Annotated in this window: 21 protein-coding genes and 1 tRNA gene; 13 read left to right on the top strand and 9 right to left on the bottom strand. The window is 71.8% G+C overall.

Annotation, left to right across the window (positions count from 1 at the left end; genetic code table 11):
- Nucleotides 1-117 precede the first annotated feature (117 nt).
- The 3 genes from ABZU32_RS34550 to ABZU32_RS34560 are packed head-to-tail and all read right to left on the bottom strand — an operon-like array spanning nt 118 to nt 1,296.
- Entirely contained in the window at nt 118-312 is a 195-nt protein-coding gene (locus ABZU32_RS34550; protein ID WP_354929162.1) for a DUF397 domain-containing protein, read from the bottom strand.
- Nucleotides 313-329: 17 nt separating this feature from the next.
- Nucleotides 330-527 (bottom strand): DUF397 domain-containing protein, encoded by a 198-nt coding sequence (locus ABZU32_RS34555; protein ID WP_354929165.1) that lies wholly within the window; start codon nt 525-527, stop codon nt 330-332.
- Entirely contained in the window at nt 475-1,296 is an 822-nt protein-coding gene (locus ABZU32_RS34560; RefSeq protein ID WP_354929168.1) for a helix-turn-helix transcriptional regulator, read from the bottom strand. The genes ABZU32_RS34555 and ABZU32_RS34560 overlap by 53 nt, the downstream gene beginning before the upstream one ends.
- A 221-nt stretch (nt 1,297-1,517) precedes the next feature.
- Here ABZU32_RS34560 and ABZU32_RS34565 point away from each other — a divergent pair, with 221 nt between their 5' ends.
- Together ABZU32_RS34565 and ABZU32_RS34570 are read left to right on the top strand one after the other, a co-directional pair.
- On the top strand, nt 1,518-1,919 hold the full coding sequence (locus tag ABZU32_RS34565) for an ATP-binding protein (protein WP_354929171.1): 402 nt from the start codon (nt 1,518-1,520) through the stop codon (nt 1,917-1,919).
- Between the two features lie 367 nt (nt 1,920-2,286).
- Nucleotides 2,287-3,831: a glycosyltransferase family 39 protein gene (locus ABZU32_RS34570; protein WP_354929174.1), complete on the top strand. Its 1,545-nt coding sequence runs from the start codon at nt 2,287-2,289 to the stop codon at nt 3,829-3,831.
- Between the two features lie 45 nt (nt 3,832-3,876).
- On the opposite strand, the gene ABZU32_RS34575 is transcribed toward ABZU32_RS34570, so the two are convergent.
- On the bottom strand, nt 3,877-4,569 hold the full coding sequence (locus ABZU32_RS34575; RefSeq protein ID WP_354929176.1) for a type 1 glutamine amidotransferase domain-containing protein: 693 nt from the start codon (nt 4,567-4,569) through the stop codon (nt 3,877-3,879).
- A gap of 207 nt (nt 4,570-4,776) precedes the next feature.
- Between ABZU32_RS34575 and ABZU32_RS34580 the strand changes: the two genes are divergently transcribed.
- A complete protein-coding gene (locus tag ABZU32_RS34580) occupies nt 4,777-6,273 on the top strand; it encodes a hypothetical protein (RefSeq protein WP_354929179.1) in 1,497 nt (498 codons plus the stop codon).
- Nucleotides 6,274-6,316: 43 nt separating this feature from the next.
- Nucleotides 6,317-7,504, top strand: a complete 1,188-nt coding sequence (locus ABZU32_RS34585; RefSeq protein ID WP_354929182.1) for an amino acid deaminase/aldolase — start codon at nt 6,317-6,319, stop codon at nt 7,502-7,504.
- Between the two features lie 30 nt (nt 7,505-7,534).
- Here ABZU32_RS34585 and ABZU32_RS34590 read toward each other — a convergent pair whose 3' ends face one another.
- Nucleotides 7,535-7,879, bottom strand: a complete 345-nt coding sequence (locus tag ABZU32_RS34590) for a DUF3618 domain-containing protein (RefSeq protein WP_354842029.1) — start codon at nt 7,877-7,879, stop codon at nt 7,535-7,537.
- A 123-nt stretch (nt 7,880-8,002) separates the two neighbouring features.
- Between ABZU32_RS34590 and bcp the strand changes: the two genes are divergently transcribed.
- The 7 genes from bcp to ABZU32_RS34625 all read left to right on the top strand — a co-directional run bounded on the left by bcp (nt 8,003) and on the right by ABZU32_RS34625 (nt 15,567).
- Nucleotides 8,003-8,476, top strand: a complete 474-nt coding sequence (gene bcp, locus ABZU32_RS34595) for a thioredoxin-dependent thiol peroxidase (protein ID WP_354929185.1) — start codon at nt 8,003-8,005, stop codon at nt 8,474-8,476.
- 50 nt (nt 8,477-8,526) lie between these two features.
- Nucleotides 8,527-8,600: transfer RNA gene (locus ABZU32_RS34600), tRNA-Leu, on the top strand.
- A complete protein-coding gene (locus tag ABZU32_RS34605) occupies nt 8,576-9,733 on the top strand; it encodes a hypothetical protein (protein ID WP_354929188.1) in 1,158 nt (385 codons plus the stop codon). Before ABZU32_RS34600 ends, ABZU32_RS34605 begins: the two co-directional genes overlap by 25 nt.
- A 343-nt stretch (nt 9,734-10,076) precedes the next feature.
- On the top strand, nt 10,077-11,258 hold the full coding sequence (locus ABZU32_RS34610) for a histidine kinase (protein ID WP_354929191.1): 1,182 nt from the start codon (nt 10,077-10,079) through the stop codon (nt 11,256-11,258).
- Nucleotides 11,255-11,947 (top strand): response regulator transcription factor, encoded by a 693-nt coding sequence (locus ABZU32_RS34615; protein ID WP_354842018.1) that lies wholly within the window; start codon nt 11,255-11,257, stop codon nt 11,945-11,947. Before ABZU32_RS34610 ends, ABZU32_RS34615 begins: the two co-directional genes overlap by 4 nt.
- A gap of 331 nt (nt 11,948-12,278) precedes the next feature.
- Nucleotides 12,279-13,040 (top strand): ABC transporter ATP-binding protein, encoded by a 762-nt coding sequence (locus tag ABZU32_RS34620; protein ID WP_354842016.1) that lies wholly within the window; start codon nt 12,279-12,281, stop codon nt 13,038-13,040.
- Between the two features lies 1 nt (nt 13,041).
- Nucleotides 13,042-15,567 (top strand): FtsX-like permease family protein, encoded by a 2,526-nt coding sequence (locus tag ABZU32_RS34625; RefSeq protein WP_354929194.1) that lies wholly within the window; start codon nt 13,042-13,044, stop codon nt 15,565-15,567.
- Nucleotides 15,568-15,812: 245 nt separating this feature from the next.
- Here the strand turns inward: ABZU32_RS34625 and ABZU32_RS34630 are convergent, their stop codons facing one another.
- The 4 genes from ABZU32_RS34630 to ABZU32_RS34645 all read right to left on the bottom strand — a co-directional run bounded on the left by ABZU32_RS34630 (nt 15,813) and on the right by ABZU32_RS34645 (nt 19,368).
- On the bottom strand, nt 15,813-16,097 hold the full coding sequence (locus tag ABZU32_RS34630; RefSeq protein WP_354929197.1) for a hypothetical protein: 285 nt from the start codon (nt 16,095-16,097) through the stop codon (nt 15,813-15,815).
- The gene (locus ABZU32_RS34635) at nt 16,094-16,846 is read right to left on the bottom strand and encodes a toxin glutamine deamidase domain-containing protein (protein WP_354929200.1); all 753 of its coding nucleotides are present in this window, start codon (nt 16,844-16,846) and stop codon (nt 16,094-16,096) included. The genes ABZU32_RS34630 and ABZU32_RS34635 overlap by 4 nt, the downstream gene beginning before the upstream one ends.
- Before the next feature lie 1,320 nt (nt 16,847-18,166).
- Entirely contained in the window at nt 18,167-18,874 is a 708-nt protein-coding gene (locus ABZU32_RS34640) for a sulfotransferase family protein (protein ID WP_354929203.1), read from the bottom strand.
- Between the two features lie 56 nt (nt 18,875-18,930).
- Nucleotides 18,931-19,368 (bottom strand): DUF6223 family protein, encoded by a 438-nt coding sequence (locus ABZU32_RS34645; protein ID WP_354929206.1) that lies wholly within the window; start codon nt 19,366-19,368, stop codon nt 18,931-18,933.
- Nucleotides 19,369-19,583: 215 nt separating this feature from the next.
- Here ABZU32_RS34645 and ABZU32_RS34650 point away from each other — a divergent pair, with 215 nt between their 5' ends.
- Together ABZU32_RS34650 and ABZU32_RS34655 are read left to right on the top strand one after the other, a co-directional pair.
- Nucleotides 19,584-20,699: a histidine kinase gene (locus ABZU32_RS34650; RefSeq protein ID WP_354929209.1), complete on the top strand. Its 1,116-nt coding sequence runs from the start codon at nt 19,584-19,586 to the stop codon at nt 20,697-20,699.
- Entirely contained in the window at nt 20,696-21,358 is a 663-nt protein-coding gene (locus ABZU32_RS34655) for a response regulator transcription factor (protein ID WP_354929212.1), read from the top strand. The genes ABZU32_RS34650 and ABZU32_RS34655 overlap by 4 nt, the downstream gene beginning before the upstream one ends.
- Nucleotides 21,359-21,594 lie beyond the last annotated feature (236 nt).

Genomic DNA, 21,594 nt, shown 5'->3' on the forward strand with positions numbered 1-21,594 from the left:
GGTAGGGCCAGCCAGCCCGCCCCAGCACGCCCGCGGCTGGCCTTACTCACCCCTGGAGAAACTCACCCCCGGAGAAACGCCCCCACCGCGGACCCTTCACCACCGACGGAACGACGCTCACACCTCGCCGTTCTTCACACCGGCCAGGAAAGCGTCCCACTCGACGGGAGTGACGACGATCGCCGGGACGGCGGTGTTCTTGCTGTCGCGCAGGCCCCGGAGCCGCAGGTGGTCGATCGCCACCTCCACACATTCCCCCTGGGCTGCGCTGTGGCTGCTTTTACGCCACTCTGCATCTCGAAGCTGCTGCATCACTTTGCTGCACCCGCTCACACGTCGCCGCTCTTGATGCCGATCACGAAGGCTGCCCACTCCTCCGGGGTGACCACCAATGCCGGAGTGGTGCGACTCTTGCTGTCGCGAACCGCCCGTAGCCGGGGAACATTCGACGCCACCTCGACACACTCTCCCTGGTCAGCGCTGTAGCTGCTCTTGCGCCACTGTGCATCTTGGAGCTTCTGGATCATTTTGCTTCACCGTTTCCTCTAGAAGCCGAAGCGACTGGCTGAACGGGAGGGCTTCCGCCCGGAGCGCGTCGTACCGAAGGACGAGTTCAGCGATCAAGAGCCGGTCGTCGAAGGTGCGCCCGAAGGGCTGGGCGTCCGTATAGGCGGCATAGGGAGACCCATTCCGTTCGGCGATGATGAACCCGCCCGCCAGCCCGCAATGCGCCCGGACCGCGCTGGGCACGATCTGGATGGTCACTCGAGGATGCCGGGCGATCTCAAGCAGGTGCCTGAGCTGCTCTCGCATGACCTCTATATCACCGATCATCCGGTGGAGCACGGCCTCATCCATGACCACGTTGAGCACGGGCGGCCGGTCACGTTGCAGGATCGCCTGCCGCTGCATCCGGTTCGCCAGTCGTTTCTGCAACTCCTCATCCGTGATCCCTGGAGTGGCGGCGAGGATCTCGCGAGTGTACGCCTGGGTCTGTAGCAGCCCCGGGACGATGGTGGGCTGCCAGGTCCGCAGACCGGTCGCCTGTTCTTCCTCCTCCAGCCAGGGGCGGAGGTATTCGGGGGCCTTGTTCCAGGTCGTGGCGGTGTAGAGGCGGACCATGGTGCCGTCGAGGCCGAAGATCTGGTCGCAGAGCTCGGCGAAGCGGCGGGACGGCGGGCGTTTGGCCAGCTCGATCATGTTGACCATGGAGTCGGAGAAGCCCATGCGGTCGCCGAGCTGGGCCTGCGTCAGCGCGGCGGCCTGCCGGTAACGGCGCAGTTCGAATGCGAACACCGCGCGCGGAGACTCGTGCGGGTCTATTTCTTTTTGGGGGGACAAATCTCACCTACCCATGCAGAACGGATTGTTCCGGCGACCAACGATTTCCCTCACCTGAAGTGTGGACGGGGTGTTCCCCCGTTCCGCTACCGATGGTAGGTCCTCGTTGACAGCCTGGTGAAGCGAAGTCACCAGGAAGCGCGGAATTTCCCGCCGGAAAGCGAAAAGGCGAGCGCATGAGGATAGGAAACCTGCTGGGCGTCATCGAGCTGGCCGGTATCCCTGAGTCGGCCTCATTGGCCCGCGAGTACGTCCGGGATAAGCTCGGCGACGGCCACCCGGCTCTTGATGACGTGACGCTCCTGGTCTCCGAGGTCGTCACGAACGCCGTCGTTCATTCGGACTCGCGAAACGGCGGGACGGTCACGCTGGCCATCGCCGACTGCCACGATCTGGTCCACGTCGACGTGGTGGACGCCGGCGGCGACACGGTGCCACACGTCCGTGGAGAGCTGTGCGCCGAGGGCGGACGCGGAATGATGCTCGTCGAAACGCTGTCCCACCGCTGGGACGTCCACGAGGACGCCGCCGGGCGCACGGTCTGGTTCCAGGTGAGATATACCCGCACGCACGAGTGACGGCGTTTCCGCTATTCCCCTACCGCTCTCAAGGCCCCCTGCGACCACTCTTACGGCCCACGTGGAATGCGTCGACCGTACCGCCGTTCCGTGCGCGCGTAACGGTCGTTCAATACGAATCAGAGGGTCACGAGCGGCCGTCCCCATTGCCCCCGGCGGGGACGGCTTTTCTCCGATCGGCACGAGCGACATCGACCAGAAAGGCCCCACGCCGATCGGCCGGCTCAGGAAAGGCCGCGCGAAATTCGCGGTGATCGGCCGGTCACGCGGCCGGCGATGTAGCATGCCACCGTGTTCGTATGCCTCCGGGCGTCGCGCGGACGGTGCGGCCGTGCGTGCGAGAATGCCTGTGTCACGGTGCGGGTCGATGGCTGACGGCCGCGCCCACGATTTCGCGGTGCGGGCGGACGCCGGCTCCGTCCCGACCGGTCTCGCCCCATTCGACCGGCGGGTGATCGCGGTCGGCGGCGTCGTCTTCGCCGTGCTGATGGCGCTTTCGCCCCGGTACGGCTTCCAGCGCGACGAGCTGTACTTCCTGGACGCCGCCCGCCATCTGCAGGCGAGCTACGTCGACCAGCCCGTTCTGGCGCCGCTGCTGGCCCGGGTGTCCCTGGACCTGTTCGGCGTGTCGCTGCCCGGTCTGCGCGTGTGGCCCGCGCTCGCCGCCTGGGCCACGGTCGTGGTCGGCGGGCTCACCGCCCGTGAGCTCGGCGGCGGCCGGCGGCCGCAACTGCTGGCGGCGGTGGCCGTGGCGACCATGCCGGTCCTGTGGGCCGCCGACCACGTGGCGAACACCACTCCGTACGCCGTGCTGGCACTGGCCGCGCTGGCCCTCGTCGTCGTCCGCATCGGACGCACCGGCGACCCCCGCTGGTGGCCGGTCGCCGGGCTGGCGCTCGGGCTCGGCGTCGCCGACAACCACCAGCCGGGCTTCTTCGCCGTGGCGCTCGTGGTCGGCGCCCTGTTCGGCGGAGGTCGCCGGCTCGTGCTCAACCGCTGGTTCGCGGCCGGCGCCGCGATCGCGGTGGCGTTCGTCGTTCCCGACATCTGGTGGCAGTCGCAGCACGAGTGGGCGACGATCGCCATGACCCGTCAGCTCAACCGGGAGAACGGCGGCCTGCTCAACATCCCCGTCTGGGCGATCGGCCAACTGCTGCTGGTGTGCCTGGCCCTGGTGTGGGTCTGGCCGGTCGGGCTGCGCCTGCTGTGGCGCTCCGAACGGCCGCTGTGGCGGGCGCTCGTGTGGGCCTACGGGCTGCTGTTCGTCCTCTACGCCCTCACGACCGGCTCGAAGATCTACTACCTGGCCGGTGCGTACGTCTATCTGCTCGCCGCGGGCGCCGTCGCCGTCGACGGATGGCTGTACGCCCGGCGGCTCCGCATCGGTGCCGTCGCCGTGGCGACCGCGCTCCTCACCGTCGTGCTCGCGCTCGGGCTGTTACCGATCCTTCCGCTCCCCCGCGCCGGCTCCGGCCGCACCATCGACTCCACCTTGGCCGAGACCGTCGGATGGCCCGAACTCGTCGACACGGTCCGCGACGTGTGGAACGCCCTGCCGCCCGGCCAACGGGCCCAGGCCGTGATCTTCACCGAGAACTACAGCGAGGCGGGCGCCATCAACGAACTGGGCAGGGGCACGGGGCTGCCCACGGCCGTGAGCGGCCACAACAGCGTGTGGTGGTGGGGGCCCGGCGACCCCGACGCCACCACCGTCGTCGCCGTCGCGTCCGGCAGCAGCGGTCCCGGCTACGCCGGTTACCTCGGCGGCTTCTTCACGACCGTGCGCGAGGCGGCCACCATCTCCAACCCGTACGGCGTCCGCAACATCGAGGCCGGCGGCCACGTCTACGTCTGCACCGGACCCCGCCTCCCCTGGTCCCGGTTGTGGCCCCGCCTCCGGCACTACGACTGACAGCGAGCCCGTCGATCCAGGTCCGGCTCCGACCGCGGCGAGGTGTCAATCGAGGGCTTTGAGCAGTTCCTGCGAGAGAGGGGCGGCGGAGGCGGGGTTCTGGCCGGTGTACAGGTTGCGGTCCACGACCGTGTACGGCTTCCAGTTCTCGCCGCGGGTGAAGTCGACGCCCAGGTGGATCAATTCGTCCTCGAGCAGCCACCTGGCCTTGGACGCCAGACCGACGGCTTCCTCCTCGTCGTTGGTGTAGGCCGTGACCCGGTAGCCGGCGAAAGGCGAGGCCCCCTTTCGCCGCGTGGCCAGCATCGCGGCCGGCGCGTGGCAGACGATGGCCAGGGGCTTGCCCGTGGCCAGGGCCGCGGTCAGCAGTCGGCCGGCGTCGGCGTCGTTCCACAGGTCTTCCATGGGGCCATGGCCCCCGGGGAGGTAGACGGCGTCGAAGTCCTCCAGGCGGACGTCCGCCAGTTCGATCGGCCGCCGCAGCTCCTCGGCCGACCGCAGGATCTCCTCCTCCCGCAGGGCGACCTGCTCCCCGCCGGCCATCGAGGGGCGCAGGCTCATGACGTCCACGTGCGGCACCACGCCACGGGGGGTGGCCACCACGATCTCGTGGCCGGCCTCGGTGAACGCGCTGTACGGGGCCGTGAACTCCTCGGCCCAGTAACCGGTCGGGTGCCGGGTGCCGTCCTTGAGCGTCCAGTAACTCGCTCCGGTCACCACGAAGAGAATCTTGGCCATGAGGGAATCGCCCCCTCGATCGCACCTGGTGATATGGCAAACAATGTGACCTATGTAACTTTATATGCCGTTCGTCGGCGCCGCGGCGGTGGAGCCGGCGATCGGGTGGCCAGGCGCGCCCGCCGGGTCGGGATGTGGACAACCGGCGAGGGCGGTTCGGGGAGCGGCCTAGCATGAAGAACCCGTTGTCCGCCTGAGGAGGTGCCGGTGCTGCCGGGCATGGCTTCGAGCACGGCCGGGTCCACGGCCGCGACGGCTTCCGAAGGCCGTCCGGCGTCCGCGGGGCCGGCCACGCGCATCCGCCGGGTGCTCCTCGCCGCGCGAGCCCACTGGGTCTTCTTGCTCGCCCTCGCCGCCGGGGCCGTGCTCCGGCTGGTGGCCATGCTGGGATACCGCCCGGCGCTGTGGTTCTGGGCCGACTCCTTCGTGTACGTGAACGCGGCGGTCCGTCTACAGCCGCTGGAGTCCCGCCCCACCGGCTACTCCTTGTTCCTGTGGGCGTTGCGCCCCTTGCAGGGCTTCGCCGCCGTGATCGCCGTCCAGCACCTGCTCGGGCTGGCGATGGCGGTCTGCGTGTACGCCGTGCTGCGACGCCGCGCCCGGCTGCCCGGCTGGGGGGCGACGCTCGCCGCCGTCCCCGTGCTGCTGGACGTGCACCTGGTCCAGCTTGAGCACCTCGTCATGGCCGACCTGCTGTTCACCTTCCTGGTGACGGCCGCGGTGACGGCGCTGCTGTGGCGAGAACGGCCCACGGTGGGGACGGCAGTCGTGGCGGGGCTGTTGCTGATGGCGGCCACTCTCACCCGCACCGTCGGGCTTCCCGTGCTCATCGTCGTGCTCGTCTGCATGCTCATCGCACGGGCCGGGTGGCGTCCGCTGGTGGCGTGCGCGCTCGCCGCGATGGCCGGCATCGGTGGCTACGCCGTGTGGCACCACAGCGAGCACGGCGTCTACGGTCTGGGCCAGAGCAACGTCTGGCTCTGGGCGCGCACGATGAGCTTCGCCGACTGCGCGCGCATCCACCCGGCCGGGGAAGAGCGCGTGCTGTGCCCGTCCGATCCTCCCGGACGGCGGCCCGCTCCTCCGTCCTACATCTGGGAGGCCGGCTCACCGCTCGCCAAGGTGCGCAAGGACGCCGACCGCGAGCGGCTGAGCGGCGCGTTCGCCAAGGAGGCCATCATGGCGCAGCCGGTGGACTTCCTGGTGACCGGCCTCAAGGACGCGCTGTGGAGCTTCGAGTGGACCCGCCGGGTCTATCCGACCCCCGGCCCGCAGAGCGCGTACGTATTCCCCGACTCGGTGAAGCCGTTCACCAGCAAGATCGCCTCGTCGGGGCGCAGCGCTCCGCAGCTCACGGCGGCCTACCAGGGCGGCAGGGCCGACACCCGGCTCGTCGAACCGTACGCGGGGCTGCTGCGGGCCTATCAGTCGCAGGGGTTCCTGCGGGGCCCGTTCCTCGCGGTCATCCTGCTGGCCGGGCTGTTCGGCGTGCTGGCGCGATGGCGGCGGCTGGGCGGTCCGGTGCTGCTGCCGTGGGCGGTGGCGATGACGTTGCTCCTGCTGCCGCCGCTGATCGCGGCGTTCGACCATCGTTACGTCGTGCCCGTCATCCCCGTCGCGTGCCTGGCGGCCGGCTTGGCCTTCCAGAACCTCCGCGTCCGGCGTACGGCAGATACGGCAGATACGGCAGATACGGCAGGCTAACGTGACCTAGGCTCATCTATGTCGGCGCACTTATGCTTCCGGCATGGACGAGCGCCAGCGTTACGAACGCGCCACCGCCGAACTCGACCCGCCGTTCGCGATCCTCGACCTCGCGGCGTTGCGGGAGAACGCCGCGTCGATGGCCCGCCGCGCCAAGGGCAAGTCGATCAGGGTGGCCAGCAAGTCCATCCGCTGCCGGGCGATTCTGCGGAGCGTCCTGGAAATGGACGGCTTCGCCGGCGTCATGGCGTTCACACTGCCCGAAGCGCTGTGGCTGGCCGGTGAAGGGTTCCGCGACATCCTGGTGGCCTATCCGACGGCCGACCGGCAGGCGCTGGCGGCCCTGGCGGGCGATCCCCGGGCCGCACGGGAGATCACCGTGATGATCGACTGCCCGGAACATCTCGACCTGATCGAGGCGGCGACGGCCGGCGTGCCGTCCCGCCAGGAGATCCGCCTCTGCCTGGACATCGACGCGAGCTTCCTGGCGTTCGCCGGCCGGATGCGCGCCGGCGTGCTGCGCTCCCCGGTCCGGGAGCCCGGGCAGGCCGCGGACCTGGCCGCCGAGGTGGCCAAGCGTCCGGGGTTCCGGCTGGTGGGCCTGATGGCGTACGAGGCGCAGATCGCCGGAGTGGGCGACCGGGTGCCGGGCCCCTACGGCCGTGCGCTGCGCATGGTGCAGGCCAGGTCGCGGCGCGAGCTGATCGTCCGCAGGGGACGCGTCGTCGAGGCCGTCCGGCAGGTCGCCGACCTGGAGTTCGTCAACGGCGGCGGCACCGGTTCGGTGGAGAAGACCACCAGGGAGAAGGCGGTGACCGAGATCGCCGCCGGGTCGGGGTTCTACCACCCGCGCCTGTTCGACTTCTACCGCGGCTTCACCGGCCGCCCGGCCGCGCTGTTCGCGCTGCCCGTCGTGCGCCGGCCCGCCCCCGGGGTGGTCACCGTGCTCGGCGGCGGGTACCACGCCTCCGGCTCCCCCGGCGTGTCGCGCCTCCCGCAGCCGTACCTGCCGGCCGGGCTGAGCTACGACGGGCGCGAGGGCGCGGGCGAGGTGCAGACCCCGCTGCTGGGCCGCGCGGCCCACGACCTGCGCATCGGCGACCGCGTGTGGTTCCGCCACGCCAAGGCGGGCGAACTGTGCGAGCGCTTCGACGCCCTGCACCTGATCGAGGGAGACCGCCTGGTCGACACCGTCCCCACCTACCGAGGCGACGGCAAGACCTTCCTCTGACCGGCCCGCGAACCGCTTACGGCCCAGGGGTCAGCGGCGGGTGCGGCGCCAGAGGGTGTAGGCGGCGCCGGCTATGACGATGGCGCCGACGCCGATGAGGATCGGGGCCAGGTTGCGGGCCGGGGGCTCGTCCTGCCAGCCGTCGTCCTCGCCGTAGGCGCCGTACTGGGCGTACCCCCGCGGGTGACCGGCGCCGCCGATCATGTCGCGGGCGGTGGTGACCAGGTGCTCGGCATTGGCCTTGATCCTGGCGACGCCGCGCCCGGCGACCCGCTTGGGGCTGACGCGGTCCACGATGGCGTCAACGGTGACAGCAAGCTCCGCCCGGGTGCGCTCGATTTCCCGCTCGAGCGCCTCGGGATCGGTGTCGGCCATGACGATCCCCTTCTCTGTCTCCCGGGCGAGCCGCCCTCGCCCGGCTCGCCGCTACATTGCAGCGATCAGTCTGTCAGGTCGGGTGACCGCCCGGCACGCTGGGCGTGCCGGTAGGTTGTTCCCGTGACGCAGACGAGACTCGAGCCCGGCGACGCCGCACCCGACTTCACCCTGCCCGACTCCGAGGGCGAGGCCACGAGCCTTGAGTCCTTCCGCGGCAAGCGGGTCATCCTCTACTTCTACCCCGCGGCGATGACGCCTGGGTGCACCAAGCAGGCGTGCGATTTCCGCGACAGCCTCGCCTCGCTCACCGCCGCGGGCTTCGTCGTGCTGGGCGTCTCCAAGGACAACCCGCAGAAGCTCGCGAAGTTCGCCGAACGTGACGCGCTCACCTTCCCGCTGCTCTCCGACCCCGAGCTGGCCGTCCACCAGGCGTACGGGGCGTACGGGGAGAAGACCATGTACGGCAGGACGACGGTCGGCGTGCTGCGTTCGACCTTCGTCATCGACGCCGACGGCAAGGTCGAGAAGGCGCTCTACAACGTGAAGGCCACGGGTCACGTCGCGCGCCTGCGAAAAGATCTCGGTCTGGCCTGACCGGCACGGCCGGGCGCGTGCTCAACTAGGATGGCGCCAGCCGCAGGCACGGGGTCGTAGCCCAACGGCAGGAGGCACAGGTTTTAGGTACCTGACAGTGTGGGTTCGAATCCCACCGACCCCACCCCGTCGCTCGTCCACCTCCCCGGGGGAACGATCACCATGGGCGCCACTTTCGCAGACGTCGTCACCTCCGCGCCGAGCACGTGGGGTGCGGCGAACGCCACCAGCGCCGCGATCGTGTTCCCCCTCGGCTGGCCCGTCGCCCTGCTGCTGCTGTCGGTGGTGTCCGACCCGGCCCAGATGTGGCACGCGGGCGACCGGTACGCCGAGGTCGCCACGCTCGTCCGGCAGGCCGGCGAGCAGATGACCGACGCCGTGACCCGTCGCGCCCACGCCGACCACTGGGCCGAGAAGGGCCGCGACGCCTTCATGGCCAACCGGCTGCGGCCCTACCAGACGGCGCTCGACCAGGCGGCCGGCATGTACGACGAGATGGACGGCGCGCTGAAGGCGAGCGCCCTGGCCTACACCGGGCTCGGCATGTCCTCGGCGATCATCGGGTCCTCGCTGCTCAGCTTCGTGGCGCCCTACCTCGCCGCCGCGGTGGTGCCGGGCATCGGCGCCAGCACCACCTACGTGGCCAACAAGGCCATGGTCGAGGCCGGCGTCGTCGTCCGCGGGATGGTGGCGAGCATGGCCAAGGTCAACGGCACGGTGGCCTCGATGCTGTCCGGGCTCGCCGTCCGGCTCGGGGTGTCACAGGGGGCGCTGACGGGGACGGCGGCCGCGGGGACCGCGACGGTGGCAGGCGGCATCGGCGGGTACCAGACCATCTGGCGCGCGGCGCCGACCATGCGCGAGAGCGTGAGTCCGGTGTCATGGCCGACCCACCTGCGGGACGGTGAGACCCCGCCCAAGGGGTACCACGGGGCGACGGCCGCGCAGCTCGGCGACATGAAGCGCATCGACCACCGCTCCCTCGAGGCCCTCGGCCGCGACCTCGACGCGAGCGCGTCCGGGACGCTGGACAAGGCGTGCGAGCTGGCGCGGGGCAACGAGGTGGGGGTGCCCGGGTTCGGCGCGGCGGGTGTGCACCTCGCCTATGTCTGCGCCGGCATGCGCGACACCGCGGTGCGCCATCTCACGGCGGGACGGGACGAACCCGGCAAGTGGCTGCCCGCGCTGCGCACCGTGGCGGGCAACTGGGCCTACGCCGAGGAGGCCACCGGCAAGGCGGCCAGGCACGTCCGCTGAGGCGGCACGAAAGACGTCGAGACGACGAGAGCCGCCTCCACGTCGTGGAGGCGGCTCTTTCCGCGTCAGCCCGCTGGGCAGAGGGCGTCAAGCGTGGGTAGGAGACGAGGTCGGGGTTCCCAGGGTCGCGTGACAGTCCCCCCAGCCACGCGACCCGTCGTCTTTGAAGCCCGACATCTCACTTCTCCCTTTACTCCCCCGAAGGGGTGCTCCCAATAAGAACTATCCCCCACGGCCCGTAAGACCGGTGTAAGCCTTCCGGGGCTGTACGACCTGGGTCGTAGAAGCAGATCCCTCTCCAGGCGGAAGGGCGGGTGAAGTGGGCGAACGTAGAGTTGAATACGTGTTCGGCAGACTGCGCGCGTGGGGTTCCGGCAAGGGCAAGCTGGTCGATGTCCTGTTCGTGGCGCCGCTCCTGCTGCTGTGCCTGGCCGCCGCCGGCAACATCGCCAACGGCTCCCATCCGCCGGGCGCGCACGGTCTGAACTACCTCGAGTACACGGCGATGTCGGCCGCGCTGCTCGTGCCGCTGCTGTGGCGCCGCAGCCACCCCGTCCCGGTGTTCGCGATCATCGCGCTGGTGTCCTTCTTCCAGTGGCTCGCCCCCGTCCAGCCGCTTCCCGCCAACATCGCCGTGCTGGTGGCGCTGTACAGCGTCGTCTCCGGCTGTGCGCTGCGGTGGTCCCTCGCGGCGGGCGCGATCGTGGAGCTGGGCATCGTGCTGCTGCTGCTCCGCTATGGCACGATGTCGGCGTTCTCCCTGGCCTCCGCGTCGGTGTTCATGGTCGCCACCTGGATCGCCGGCATCTACGCCAGCACCCGGCGGCGCTACCTGGAAGGGCTGGAGGAACGCGCCGAGCGCGCCGAACGCGAGCGCGACCAGCAGGCACGCATCGCCGCCGCGGCCGAGCGGGCCCGCATCGCCCGCGAGCTGCACGACGTGGTGGCGCACAACGTCAGCGTCATGATCGTCCAGGCGGACGGGGCGGGGTACGCCATCGACGCCGACCCCGAGCAGGCCCGGCGGGCCGTGAGGACGATCTCCAGCACCGGGCGGCAGGCCCTGGCCGAGATGCGCCGCCTGGTCGGCGTGCTCCGGCAGGACGACGGGAGCGAGGAGGAGTACGCGCCGCAGCCGGGCGTGGCCGACCTGGACGGGCTCCTGCTGCACATCCGGCAGTCCGGCCTCCCGGTCGAGTACACGGTCACCGGCACGGCCTGCGACCTGTCGGAGGGGGTCCAGCTCGTCATCTACCGCCTCGTCCAGGAAGCCCTGACCAACACCCTCAAACACGGCGGACCGGGCACGCACGCGCGGGTCGAGATGGAGTACGGTCCACGGGAGGTCCACTTGCGGGTGACCGATGACGGACGAGGCGCGGCGGCGCCCCGCGGCATCGACGGGCACGGGCTCATCGGCATGCGCGAGCGGGTCGCGATGTACGACGGCAGCGTGCACGCTTCCCCCAGCCCCGGAGGTGGGTTCCAGGTGACCGCACGACTCCCCGTGGCACGGGCCGCATGAGCGTCCCGGGCGACCAGATCAGGGTGGTCCTGGTCGACGACCAGCAGCTCGTGCGCGCCGGCTTCCGCATGGTCCTCGGCGCCCAGCCCGACATCGAGATCGTCGGCGAGGCCGCGGACGGAGCCGACGCGGTCGAGCTGATGCGCACGGTGCGCGCCGACATCGTGCTGATGGACGTGCGCATGCCCCGCGTGGACGGCGTGGAGGCGACCCGGCTGATCCGCGCCATGCCGGACCCGCCGAAAGTGCTCATCCTCACCACCTTCGACCTCGACGATTACGCCTTCGCGGCGCTCAAGGCCGGAGCCTCGGGGTTCCTGCTCAAGGACGTGCCTCCGTCGGATCTGCTCAGCGCGATCCACTCGGTGCACGCCGGGGACGCGGTGGTCGCGCCCAGCACGACCAGGCGGCTGCTGGAGCGCTTCACCGCCCACCTGCCGGGCGCGACGGCGCCCCAGGCGGAGACGCTGGGGCAGCTCACCGCGCGCGAGCGCGAGGTGCTCGTGCTGGTCGGGCGCGGGCTGTCCAACGCCGAGATCGCGCGGCGGCTCACGCTGGCCGAGGCCACGGTGAAGACCCACCTGGGCCGGGTCCTCGCCAAGCTCGGCGTCCGCGACCGCGCGCAGGCCGTCGTGTACGCCTACGAGACCGGCCTGATCACCCCCCTGGCCAAGCCCTCCGACCGCTGACCGCTCACCGCTGACTGCCCACCGCTGACGGCTGGCCGATGACCGCCGGCCGCTGACGGCCGACCGCTGCCGCGAGCCGGGCGGCCACGGCCGTCCGTGCGGTGCGGGTGTGCGGTGCGGGTCTGCGGTGCGGGTGTGCGCCTCCGGCGGCGGCGGGTCGGCCGAAAGGGGGAGGCGCGGATACCTCAAGGGTCGCACCGCCCGTCTGTGACGCCCCTCCAGGCCTACTCGAAGTCCCTTCCCTAGGGTCATGGCGGGCGAGATCGGCGGCCATAGCGTTGATCTCGCGGAATCTCCGCAGATCGATCCCCTACCGCTTGAGGAGCCAGCCGTGACCGTCATCGGAGAGGAAGCCGTCCTGCGGACCGCGCCCGCCGCGGTCGTCGCCCGTGGCGTGAGCAAGGTCTACGGCCACGGGGACGCGGCCGTGCACGCGCTGCGCGGGGTGGACGTCCGGTTCGAGACCGGTGCGTTCACCGCCATCATGGGCCCGTCGGGCTCCGGGAAGTCCACCCTGATGCACTGCCTGGCCGGCCTGGACACCGTGACCGACGGCGAGGTGCGCATCGGCGACGTCGACATCACCCGGCTCAGCGACAAGCGCCTGACGTTGCTGCGGCGCGAACGCGTCGGCTTCATCTTCCAGGCGTTCAACCTGCTGCCGACCCTCACCGCCGAGCAGAACATCCGCCTGCCGCTGGACATCGCCGGCCGCCAGGCCGACCAGGAGCTGTTCGAGGCGGTGATCCGCACGGTCGGGCTCGGCGACCGGCTCAAGCACCGGCCGAGCGAGCTGTCCGGCGGGCAGCAGCAGCGCGTCGCGGTCGCCCGCGCGCTGATCAGCAAGCCCCAGGTCATCTTCGCGGACGAGCCGACCGGCAACCTCGACTCGCGCAGCGGCGCCGAGGTGCTGTCGTTCCTGCGCACCTCGGTCCGCGAGCTGGACCAGACCATCGTCATGGTCACCCACGACCCGGTCGCCGCGTCCTACGCCGACCGGGTGGTCTTCCTGCGCGACGGGATGCTGGTGACCGAGCTGGCGCAGCCGTCGCCGCAGAACGTGCTCGACACCCTGATGAAGCTGGAGGGCTGAGGTGTTCCGCACCACGCTGGCCGGGCTGCTGGCGCACAAGCTCCGGCTCCTGCTCACCTCGCTGGCGATCACCCTCGGGGTGGGCTTCATCGCCGGGACGTTCGTGCTGACCGACACGATTCAGGCGGGCCTGTCGCAGCGCATCGCCGCCTCGGCCGACAAGGTGGACGTGGCCGTGCTCCCGCCGGTCAGCACCAGCGAGAACCAGCCGCGGCTGACCGCGGCCGACCTGGCGGCGATCAAGGGCGTGGCCGGCGTCGCCGAGGCGCAGGGGCTGGTCCAGGGCAGCGCCGCGCTGCTCGGCAAGGACGGCAAGGCCGTCGGCGACTTCGCCACCACAGGCGTCTCGGTGGTCGGCGGCCGGCTGAACCGCACCGAGATCACCTCCGGCACCGCGCCGTCCGCTCCCGACCAGGTCGTCATCGACAAGAACACGGCGAAGACCCGCGGGTTCGCCGTCGGCGACACCGTCCGGGTGCTCGACGGCGACGGCCGGCCGCATCCCTTCCGCCTGGTCGGGTTGTTCGACGTCGGGGTGGACCAGCAGCTCGCCGTCACCGGCGCGGTGGGCTTCGCCCCCGCGACCGCGCAGACGATGACCGGCCAGAAGGGCTTCGTCGAGATCGACGTCGTCGCGGCACCGGGCGTCACCCCCGAACGGCTGAAGAGCACCGTGTCGGCCGCCGTGACCGGCCACGGCGCCCGCCTCTACACCGGCCACCAGCTCGCGCAGGAGCTGGCCAAGAGCAGCGGCGCCGACATCGACGTGATCGGCACGGCACTGCTGATGTTCGGCCTGGTCGCGATGTTCGTGGCCGCCCTGGTGATCTACAACACCTTCAACATCCTGGTGGCTCAGCGCTCCAGGGAGATGGCACTGCTGCGCTGCATCGGGGCGACGCGCCGCCAGGTCTTCGGGTCCATCCTGCTGGAGTCGGCGGTCGTCGGCCTGCTGTCGTCGGCCCTCGGCCTGCTGGCCGGGCTCGGGCTCGGCGCGGGAGCGCTCGCCCTGCTCAGGACGCTCGGCATGGACGCGCCCGGAGGCGGCGTCTCGCTCGCGCCGCGGACCATGGCCCTCGCCCTCGCCGTCGGCCTGGTCGTCACCGTCGGGGCCGCGCTGCTGCCCGCGCGCACGGCCACCAAGGTCGCCCCGGTCGCGGCGCTGCGCACCCAGAGCGACGAGCACGCCTTCCGGACCGGGGTCCTGCGCGTCGTGTTCGCCATGCTGTTCCTGCTGGGCGGCGCCGGGGTCACCGCCTACGGCGTCATCTCCTCGCCCGGGCAGCAGGCCCTGTTCATCGTCATGGGCGGCGGCGTGCTGACCTTCCTCGCCGTGCTCATCCTCGGCCCGCTGATGGTCGGGCCGCTCAGCACGCTGGCCGGGTGGGCGCCCGCCCGGCTGTTCGGCGTCCCGGGCAGGCTCGCCCTGGACAACTCCCAGCGCAACCCCAAGCGCTCGGCCACCACGACGGTCGCGCTGACCATCGGCGTGACGCTCATGACGCTCATCTCGGTCATCACCGCCACCACGCGCGCCACGTACACGGCCAAGCTGGACGACCAGTTCCCCATCGACTACATGATCTCGCCGCAGGAGGACCTGACCTCGAATGCCGACGCGGCGCTCCCCCGCGCGCTCGCCGAGGGCCTGCGCGCCCGGCCCGAGCTCGCCTCGACCGTCGAGTTCCGGCAGGCGGCCGCCCGGATCGGCGACACCGGGCGCACGAACGACGTCGGCGCGTTCAGCGGCCCGTACCAGCCGGCGCTCAGCGCGGGCTCCATGCGGGGCTTCGCCCCGGGCTCGGCGGTGATCGCCGACGACCTGGCCAAGCGGCTCGGCACCGGGCCGGGCGGCTCGATCACGGTCAGGACGCCCAAGGCGGGGGCCGTACGGCTCAAGGTGCTCGGCCTGTTCGACCCGGAGTCGACCCCGCTGCCGGCCGTCACCGTGCCCGACACCGAGTTCGACCGGTACTTCGGCCCGCTCGGCGACAGCCGGCTGATCGTTAACGTCAAGGACGGCGTGACCCCCGACGTCTCCCGGCGCGCCGTCGAGGCCGCGACCGAGCCGTACCCGACGGCCAAGGTGCTCAGCGCCACCGAAGCCCGCGGACAGTTCGACGAGGCGCTCGACATGGCCTTGATGATCATCAGTGGGCTGCTGGGCCTGGCGGTCCTGATCTCGCTGCTCGGCATCGCCAACACCCTGAGCCTGTCGGTGCACGAACGCACCCGCGAGTCGGCGCTGCTGCGCGCCCTCGGGCTGACCCGGGCGCAACTGCGCCGGATGCTGTCGGTCGAGGCGCTGATCCTCGGCCTCATCGGGGCCCTGGTGGGGGCGGTGCTCGGCGTCGCGTACGGCTGGGCCGCCTCGCGGACCCTGATGGAGGGCGTGCTGTTCCGGGTCCCGGTCACCCAGGTGCTGCTGTTCGTCCTGCTGTCGGGCGCGGCGGGCGTACTGGCGGCGGTCCTGCCGGGCCGCCGCGCCGCCCGCGCCTCCATCGTCGGCTCCCTCGCCGCCGACTGAACCCGGCCAGGCCGCGGGTGGCCCCGGACAGCGACGGCCACCCGCGCGGGCCCGGCCCGCCCGCGGCCGAGCCCACCTGCGCGAGCGCATGTGCGGGCCGAGCCCATCCGCGCGAGCCACACGTGCGGGCCGAGCCCCTGCGGCCGGGCCCGCCGCCAGGTGAGTCCGGCCGCGTACCGGCGGCCGAGCCCCTGCGGCCGGGCCCGCCGCCAGGTGGGTCCCGCCGCGTATCGGCGGCGCCCGGCCTACCGAGGGCGGCGTCCCGACCACTGTTCGGCGACGGCCTCCGGAGTGAGCAGGGGGCGGATGGACACCTCGCCGGTGGCGCGGTCGATGACCACGCACCCGCCGCCCACGACCGCCGGCAACGCGCTCGGATCCTGCGGCTCGGGCGGCCTCGGCCAGGCGACGTACCCCTCGTCGAAGGCGTAGAGCCCGACCTCCGTGGCCCGCTCGGCCGGCAGCGGGCCGTTGAAGTACTCCTCGGCCACCACCCGCGCCTGCTCCGCCGACATCCCGTGCCCGCTCACAGCCGCCTCCCCCGCCGGTCGAGCGCCACGCAGAACACCCCGGCCACCGGGCCGGGCGGTGGGTCCACGGAGGTGTGCCCGCGCTGGGCGTCCACCCACACGACCTCCCCCGCGGCGTTGACGGCGTTCCACGCGTGGTTGCCGCCGGAGGGCCAGCGGGTGACCAGCACGGCCGCCGCACCATGGCCGCCGGCGCCCAGCCGCTCGGCGACCAGGGCGTACGCGCGGCGGCCCTGCCCGACGTACTCGAAGCGGTGCCCTAGCCAGCGTTCGGCGCGGGCCACGCCGCCGGGCTCGCCGCCGAGCGACGGCCGGCCGAGGCGGTCGTACTCGGGCTGCCGCGGCGCGGCCACCACCGGCTCGCCGTGCCAGGTGGAGATCACCGCGAGCGCGCAGTCGAGCGAGTTCGTCGCCCGGAAGGGATCGTCGGACGGGCCCTCGCCGTTGATCAGACGGATCCACGTGCCGCGCGGGTCGGCGAAGCGCGCCCCCTCGGGCACCGCCTGACACAGGTCGCGCTGCACCTGCGGATCGGGCCAGGCCAGCCCGCCCGACGTGCCGTACGGGCGCGCGAGGTCGAGCCGGGGCGGACGGCCAGGACCGTCGAACCAGTCGCCCGCCACCACCCCCGGCCACCCCCCATCACCGAAACCCCCGCCCAGCACACCGGTACCGCCGCTCAGCACACCCGGATGCCCGCCCAGCACATCCTGATCGCCGCCCAGCAGACCCGGATGCCTGCCGGACACACCGGGACCGCCGGACACACCGGGACCGCCCGACACATCGGGACCGCCCGACACATCGGGATCGCCGCTCGCCCCGCCTGGACCACCATGAGCGGACGCCCCTTGCTCATACGCGGACTCGCGTCGAACGTGGGCCGGGCCGTGCCCGGCGCGCTCCGGGTGGCGGCGTCCGCGAGCCGGAGCGTCCTGCGTGGAAACGAGGTGGTGACGACCGGACGCGGGCCCGAGTCGCGGGGGCGCGCCCTGCGCGGACATGAACGACGCGGACACAGACTGCGCCGACACGGCCTGCGCGGACACAGGCTGGGCGGACACAGGCTGCGCTGACACCGACTGCGCTGACACCGACTGCGCCGACACCGACTGGGCGGACACAGACTGCGCCGACACCGACTGGGCGGACACAGACTGCGCCGACACCGACTGGGCGGACACAGGCTGCGCCGACGCCGACTGGGCGGACATGGACTGCGCCGACAGGGGCTGGGCGGGTGCAGGCTGCGGAGGGGAGGCCGGTTTCCATGGTGGGAGGGTGGACCCGTCCTGCCAGAGAGCGGTGTCCGGCGCGGGGACCGGAGCGGTCTCGCGGGGCTGCCGCCGGAACCCGTCGGTGTCCAGCGGCGTGGTGCTCCCCGCTTCGCTCGCATGGGCCGGCGGCCGTTCGCCCGACGCTCGGGCCTGCGGCGTTTCCCACGGCGAGACATGGCCATCAGGCGTCCGGTTCTCCGGTGAGCCCTCCGGGGCGCGGGCCAGGCCAGGGATCTGGATCTGCCCCGGCGAAGGAGCCATCTCGTAGCCCCGGAGAACCGCCGGCACGGGCTCCTGCCGGCTGGTGAGCGGATCGGCCGACGACGGCCGCCATTCGTCCGCGGGGATCTCCGCGGCCAGCTCGTAGTCACGCCAGCGGACGCCGTCGGAGGTGACGACAGGGTTGTACCCCACCTCGGCGACCCGCGTCCCCACGGACCTCCCCGCCTCCGAGGCCATCGGCGGCCACGGCCGTAGCCCCGGTAGCTCCGATAGGCCCGGTAGCTCCGATGGTCCCGCTAGTCCCGGCGGCCCAGGGGGCCCCGGGGCGTCGTGGCCGTCGCGGGGCCTGCGCCGCGACGCCCCCGCGCGCGACTGACCCCCGTGACTGGTTCCGGTCATTGTGCTCCCCCAAGTTCCGCACCGACCCGGTCAGAGGCCGATCGTAGGGGCGCCGCGCGGACCCGGCGTGCCGATTGCGGCATTCACCTGGGACCACACGCCGGGCCGGGCGGCGCGGGAAAGGCGAAGGAAAACGGATAAGCAGCGCGATCACCCCGTGTGGGGGAGGGTTCAGTCCTTCGGGGCGAACGGCGACACGATGCCGCCCCCTGACAACACCCTCTCCAGTGCCTCCCGCATCGACTTGCCGTCGTTCAGATGCGGGAACGGCTCGCCGGCGGGGACGTCCACGCCCAGGAACCGGCAGAGCGGCTCCCACCCCTCGCGCACGTCGAACACCAGCAGCCGCTCCGGCGGCAGGCTCTCCTTCACCGTGGCCGTGTGCCGCTCGAACGCCGCGATGGCGGCCTTCTCGTCGGGCAGGCCCTCACGGAAGGGCCGGTCGCTGTCCAGCGCCTCCCGCACCATGCGGTCGAGCAGCGGGCTCATGGTCACCATGGACCTGTACAGGTCGGCGGCCTCCGGCGGCATGTTCTCCGACAGCTGCCGTGCCGGGCCGTTGGCGATGAGCATCTGCATGCTCGCGTACCAGGCGTGCGGGTCGCGGACCGTGAGAATCACCTTGGCCGCCGGGTACGTCGCCGCCAGCTCACGCCAGAAGTGCGAGGCCGGCCAGTCCACCGCCGACCGGAACCCCTCGAACAGGTGCTCCCAGTCCGCCGTGTCGCTGGTGGCCAGGGCGGCCCACTTCTGGGTGAGGCCGGGGTTCGTCATGACGTCGAACATGTGATGGCAGGGCCCGAGGGCCAGCCGTTGCAGTGCCGCCTTCATCGAGCTCGTACCGGTGCGCGGAAACCCCGCGCCGATCACGGTCAGCATGTCGCTCCTCCATTACGTGTCGGCATTACGTGTCGGCATTACGTGAGGCCACGCGGTCAGCCGGTCGGTCGGCGAGCGGTGCGGCGGGAGCGGGTCAGAGCGAGCCCGCCGAGGAGCATGGCGATCAGTCCCACCACCAGAGCCACGTAGCCCCCGACTATTCCGTAACCGGTGCCGGGACCACCCTTGGCGGCGGCCACGACCAGCCCGCCGATGACCGCGCCGCCCAGCCCCGCCACCAGGGCCACGATGGCCCCTCTCCTCCCGTCGCCGCTGCCGATACGACCGGCGGAGCGGGCCAGAGCCAGCCCGCCGATGACCACGCCCGCCAGGCCCAGCAGCGCACCCACGACGGACCAGAGACGCCCGGCGGTCAAGGCGTAGGCACTGACGGGGTCCGGCTGGGCCAAGACGTGCGCGGCCGCCGGTGTGGCGAGCCCGAACCCCGACAGCAGCGCGGCCGCGGCGGCGGCAAGCACGAATCGGACTGGCATGAGGTGCTCCTTCTCCTGCGACTGGACGTCGCCCGATCATGTCCGCCGGACCTACCGCCGGTCGTCCAGCGGACGATGGCGATCCGCGCTGCCGCCGATGCCGCAGCCGGCTACGGCGGACGTCGCAGGAGCCGCGAAGGTACCGCGTGTGCGGTAGCCGGTCGATCATCCATGGGCAGGACTCGCCCACGCGGACGTCCGGCTAAGGTGCGCCCATGAGCACAGGACGGGCCGGTGTCACAGACTGGGTGATCGCCGTCGGCGTGGCGGCGGCGCTGCTGGTCACCGGGCTGTCAGGGCAGGGCTCCGCCACCTACCTCGACCTGCTCGGATACGGGCTGCTGGGGGTCGGCGGGCTGGTGCTGGCCGTGCGCCGCCGGGCTCCGGTTCCGGTCCTGGCCGTCACCGGGCTGTGCGCGGTGGGTTACCAGGCGGCCGGGTTCGACGTACCCGCCGTCGCGTACCTGTTCGCGGTGTACGCCGCCGTACGGGCGGGACACCGCGTCATCACCGTGGCGGCGAGCGTGACCATGCTGGCCGCGCTGCCCATCGCGGCCCTGGCCTCGGGCCTGCACGACACGGGCGAGGCGTTCGCGCAGGCCCGGGGCGCTCTTGAGCTGGCCTGGCTGGTCGCGGCAGGCGCCGCGGGTGAGGCGCTGCGACAGGCCGAGCGGCGGGCGGAGGAAGCGGAGCGCACCCGGGAGGAGACCGCGCGACGCCGCGCCGACGAGGAGCGGTTGCACATCGCGCGGGAGCTGCACGATTCGCTCACCCACCAGATCTCGGTCATCAAGGTGCAGGCCGAGGTCGCCGTCCATGTGGCCCGGAGGCGGGGCGAACAGGTGCCGGAGGCCCTGCTGGCGATCCAGGAGGCCGGACGTGAGGCGACCCGGGAGCTGCGCGCGACCCTGGAAGCACTGCGCGACGACGGCACGACCCCGCCGCGTGGGCTCGACCACGTTGAGGAGCTGGTGGAACGGGCCCGGAGGAGCGGCCTGGACGCGACGCTGACGATCGAAGGGCGACGGCACGGTCTGCCGGCCGCGGTGGACCGGACCGTCTACCGGATCGTTCAGGAGTCGCTCACCAACATCGTCCGGCATGCCGCGGCCGCCACCGCGTCGGTCCGGGTCCACTACCGCCCAGGCGCCCTGGAGATACGCGTCGAAGACGACGGCAAGGCCACACCGGACACCGCGCCGGTGCCCGGTGTCGGGCTGCTCGGGATGCGCGAACGTGTCACCGCCCTCGGGGGCCGCCTGCGCGCGGAGCCGCGCGGTGAGGGCGGCTTCACCGTCCAGGCGGAACTCCCTGTGGATCGGACGCCTTGATCCGTGTCCTGCTGGTCGACGACCAGCCGCTCCTGCGCAGCGGATTCCGCGCGCTCCTCGACCTCGAAGACGACATCGAGGTGGTGGCCGAGGCCGGCGACGGGATGGAGGGCCTGGCTCTGGCCAAGGAACATCTGCCCGATGTCGCGCTCATCGACATCCAGATGCCGCTCGTCGACGGCATCGAGGCGACCCGGCGCATCGCCGCGGACCCGGCTCTGGCCGGGGTGCACGTCGTCATCCTGACCAACTACGGCTTGGACGAACACGTCTTCAAAGCCCTGCGTGCCGGCGCGGCCGGATTTCTCGTCAAAGACGTCGTGCCGGAAGACTTCCTGCACGCCGTACGCGTCGCCGCGCGTGGCGACGCGCTGCTCGCGCCCTCGATCACCCGCATGCTCATCAACAGATACCTCACCCAGCCGATCAGCACCGGCACCGGCACGGGGCTGGAAGAGCTGACCAACCGCGAACGCGAGGCCGTCGCACTGGTAGCGCAGGGCTTGTCCAACGACCAGATCGCCGACCGCATGGTGATCAGCCCGATGACCGCGAAGACCCACATCAACCGGGCCATGGCGAAGCTCCACGCCCGCGACCGTGCCCAACTCGTGGTCCTCGCCTACGAATCCGGCCTGGTCGCCCCGGGCAGCTCCTGACATCTCCTCCTCACCGGCCCGTGGTCCGAGCGCGGCGCCGGATCGTCGTCCTTGTCCAGAGACGTGGTCGCCGGTCCCGGCTGACGCCAGGTCCTGCTCACCGATCCCGCCGCGCCCGGATTTCGGATGAGTCTCACTTGACGACGACGAGGATGGAGTGCCAGCCGGTGGCACCGTCGGGGGCGGGCGGGGCGTAGTCGGCGGTCTGGGTCCGGCCGGTGGCGTCGGTGGCGCGC

The sequence above is a fragment of the Sphaerisporangium sp. NPDC005288 genome, assembly GCF_040607475.1.
GTDB classification, from domain to species: Bacteria; Actinomycetota; Actinomycetes; order Streptosporangiales; family Streptosporangiaceae; genus Sphaerisporangium; species Sphaerisporangium rhizosphaerae.

Coding starts and splice junctions, on each gene's coding strand:
- ABZU32_RS34570 (WP_354929174.1), top strand. CDS start 2,287: ATGGCTGACGGCCGCGCCCACGATTTCGCGGTGCGGGCGGACGCCGGC.
- ABZU32_RS34615 (WP_354842018.1), top strand. CDS start 11,255: ATGAGCGTCCCGGGCGACCAGATCAGGGTGGTCCTGGTCGACGACCAG.
- ABZU32_RS34650 (WP_354929209.1), top strand. CDS start 19,584: ATGAGCACAGGACGGGCCGGTGTCACAGACTGGGTGATCGCCGTCGGC.
- ABZU32_RS34590 (WP_354842029.1), bottom strand. CDS start 7,879: ATGGCCGACACCGATCCCGAGGCGCTCGAGCGGGAAATCGAGCGCACC.
- ABZU32_RS34640 (WP_354929203.1), bottom strand. CDS start 18,874: ATGCTGACCGTGATCGGCGCGGGGTTTCCGCGCACCGGTACGAGCTCG.
- ABZU32_RS34565 (WP_354929171.1), top strand. CDS start 1,518: ATGAGGATAGGAAACCTGCTGGGCGTCATCGAGCTGGCCGGTATCCCT.
- ABZU32_RS34550 (WP_354929162.1), bottom strand. CDS start 312: ATGCAGCAGCTTCGAGATGCAGAGTGGCGTAAAAGCAGCCACAGCGCA.
- ABZU32_RS34555 (WP_354929165.1), bottom strand. CDS start 527: ATGATCCAGAAGCTCCAAGATGCACAGTGGCGCAAGAGCAGCTACAGC.
- ABZU32_RS34645 (WP_354929206.1), bottom strand. CDS start 19,368: ATGCCAGTCCGATTCGTGCTTGCCGCCGCCGCGGCCGCGCTGCTGTCG.
- ABZU32_RS34585 (WP_354929182.1), top strand. CDS start 6,317: ATGGACGAGCGCCAGCGTTACGAACGCGCCACCGCCGAACTCGACCCG.
- ABZU32_RS34575 (WP_354929176.1), bottom strand. CDS start 4,569: ATGGCCAAGATTCTCTTCGTGGTGACCGGAGCGAGTTACTGGACGCTC.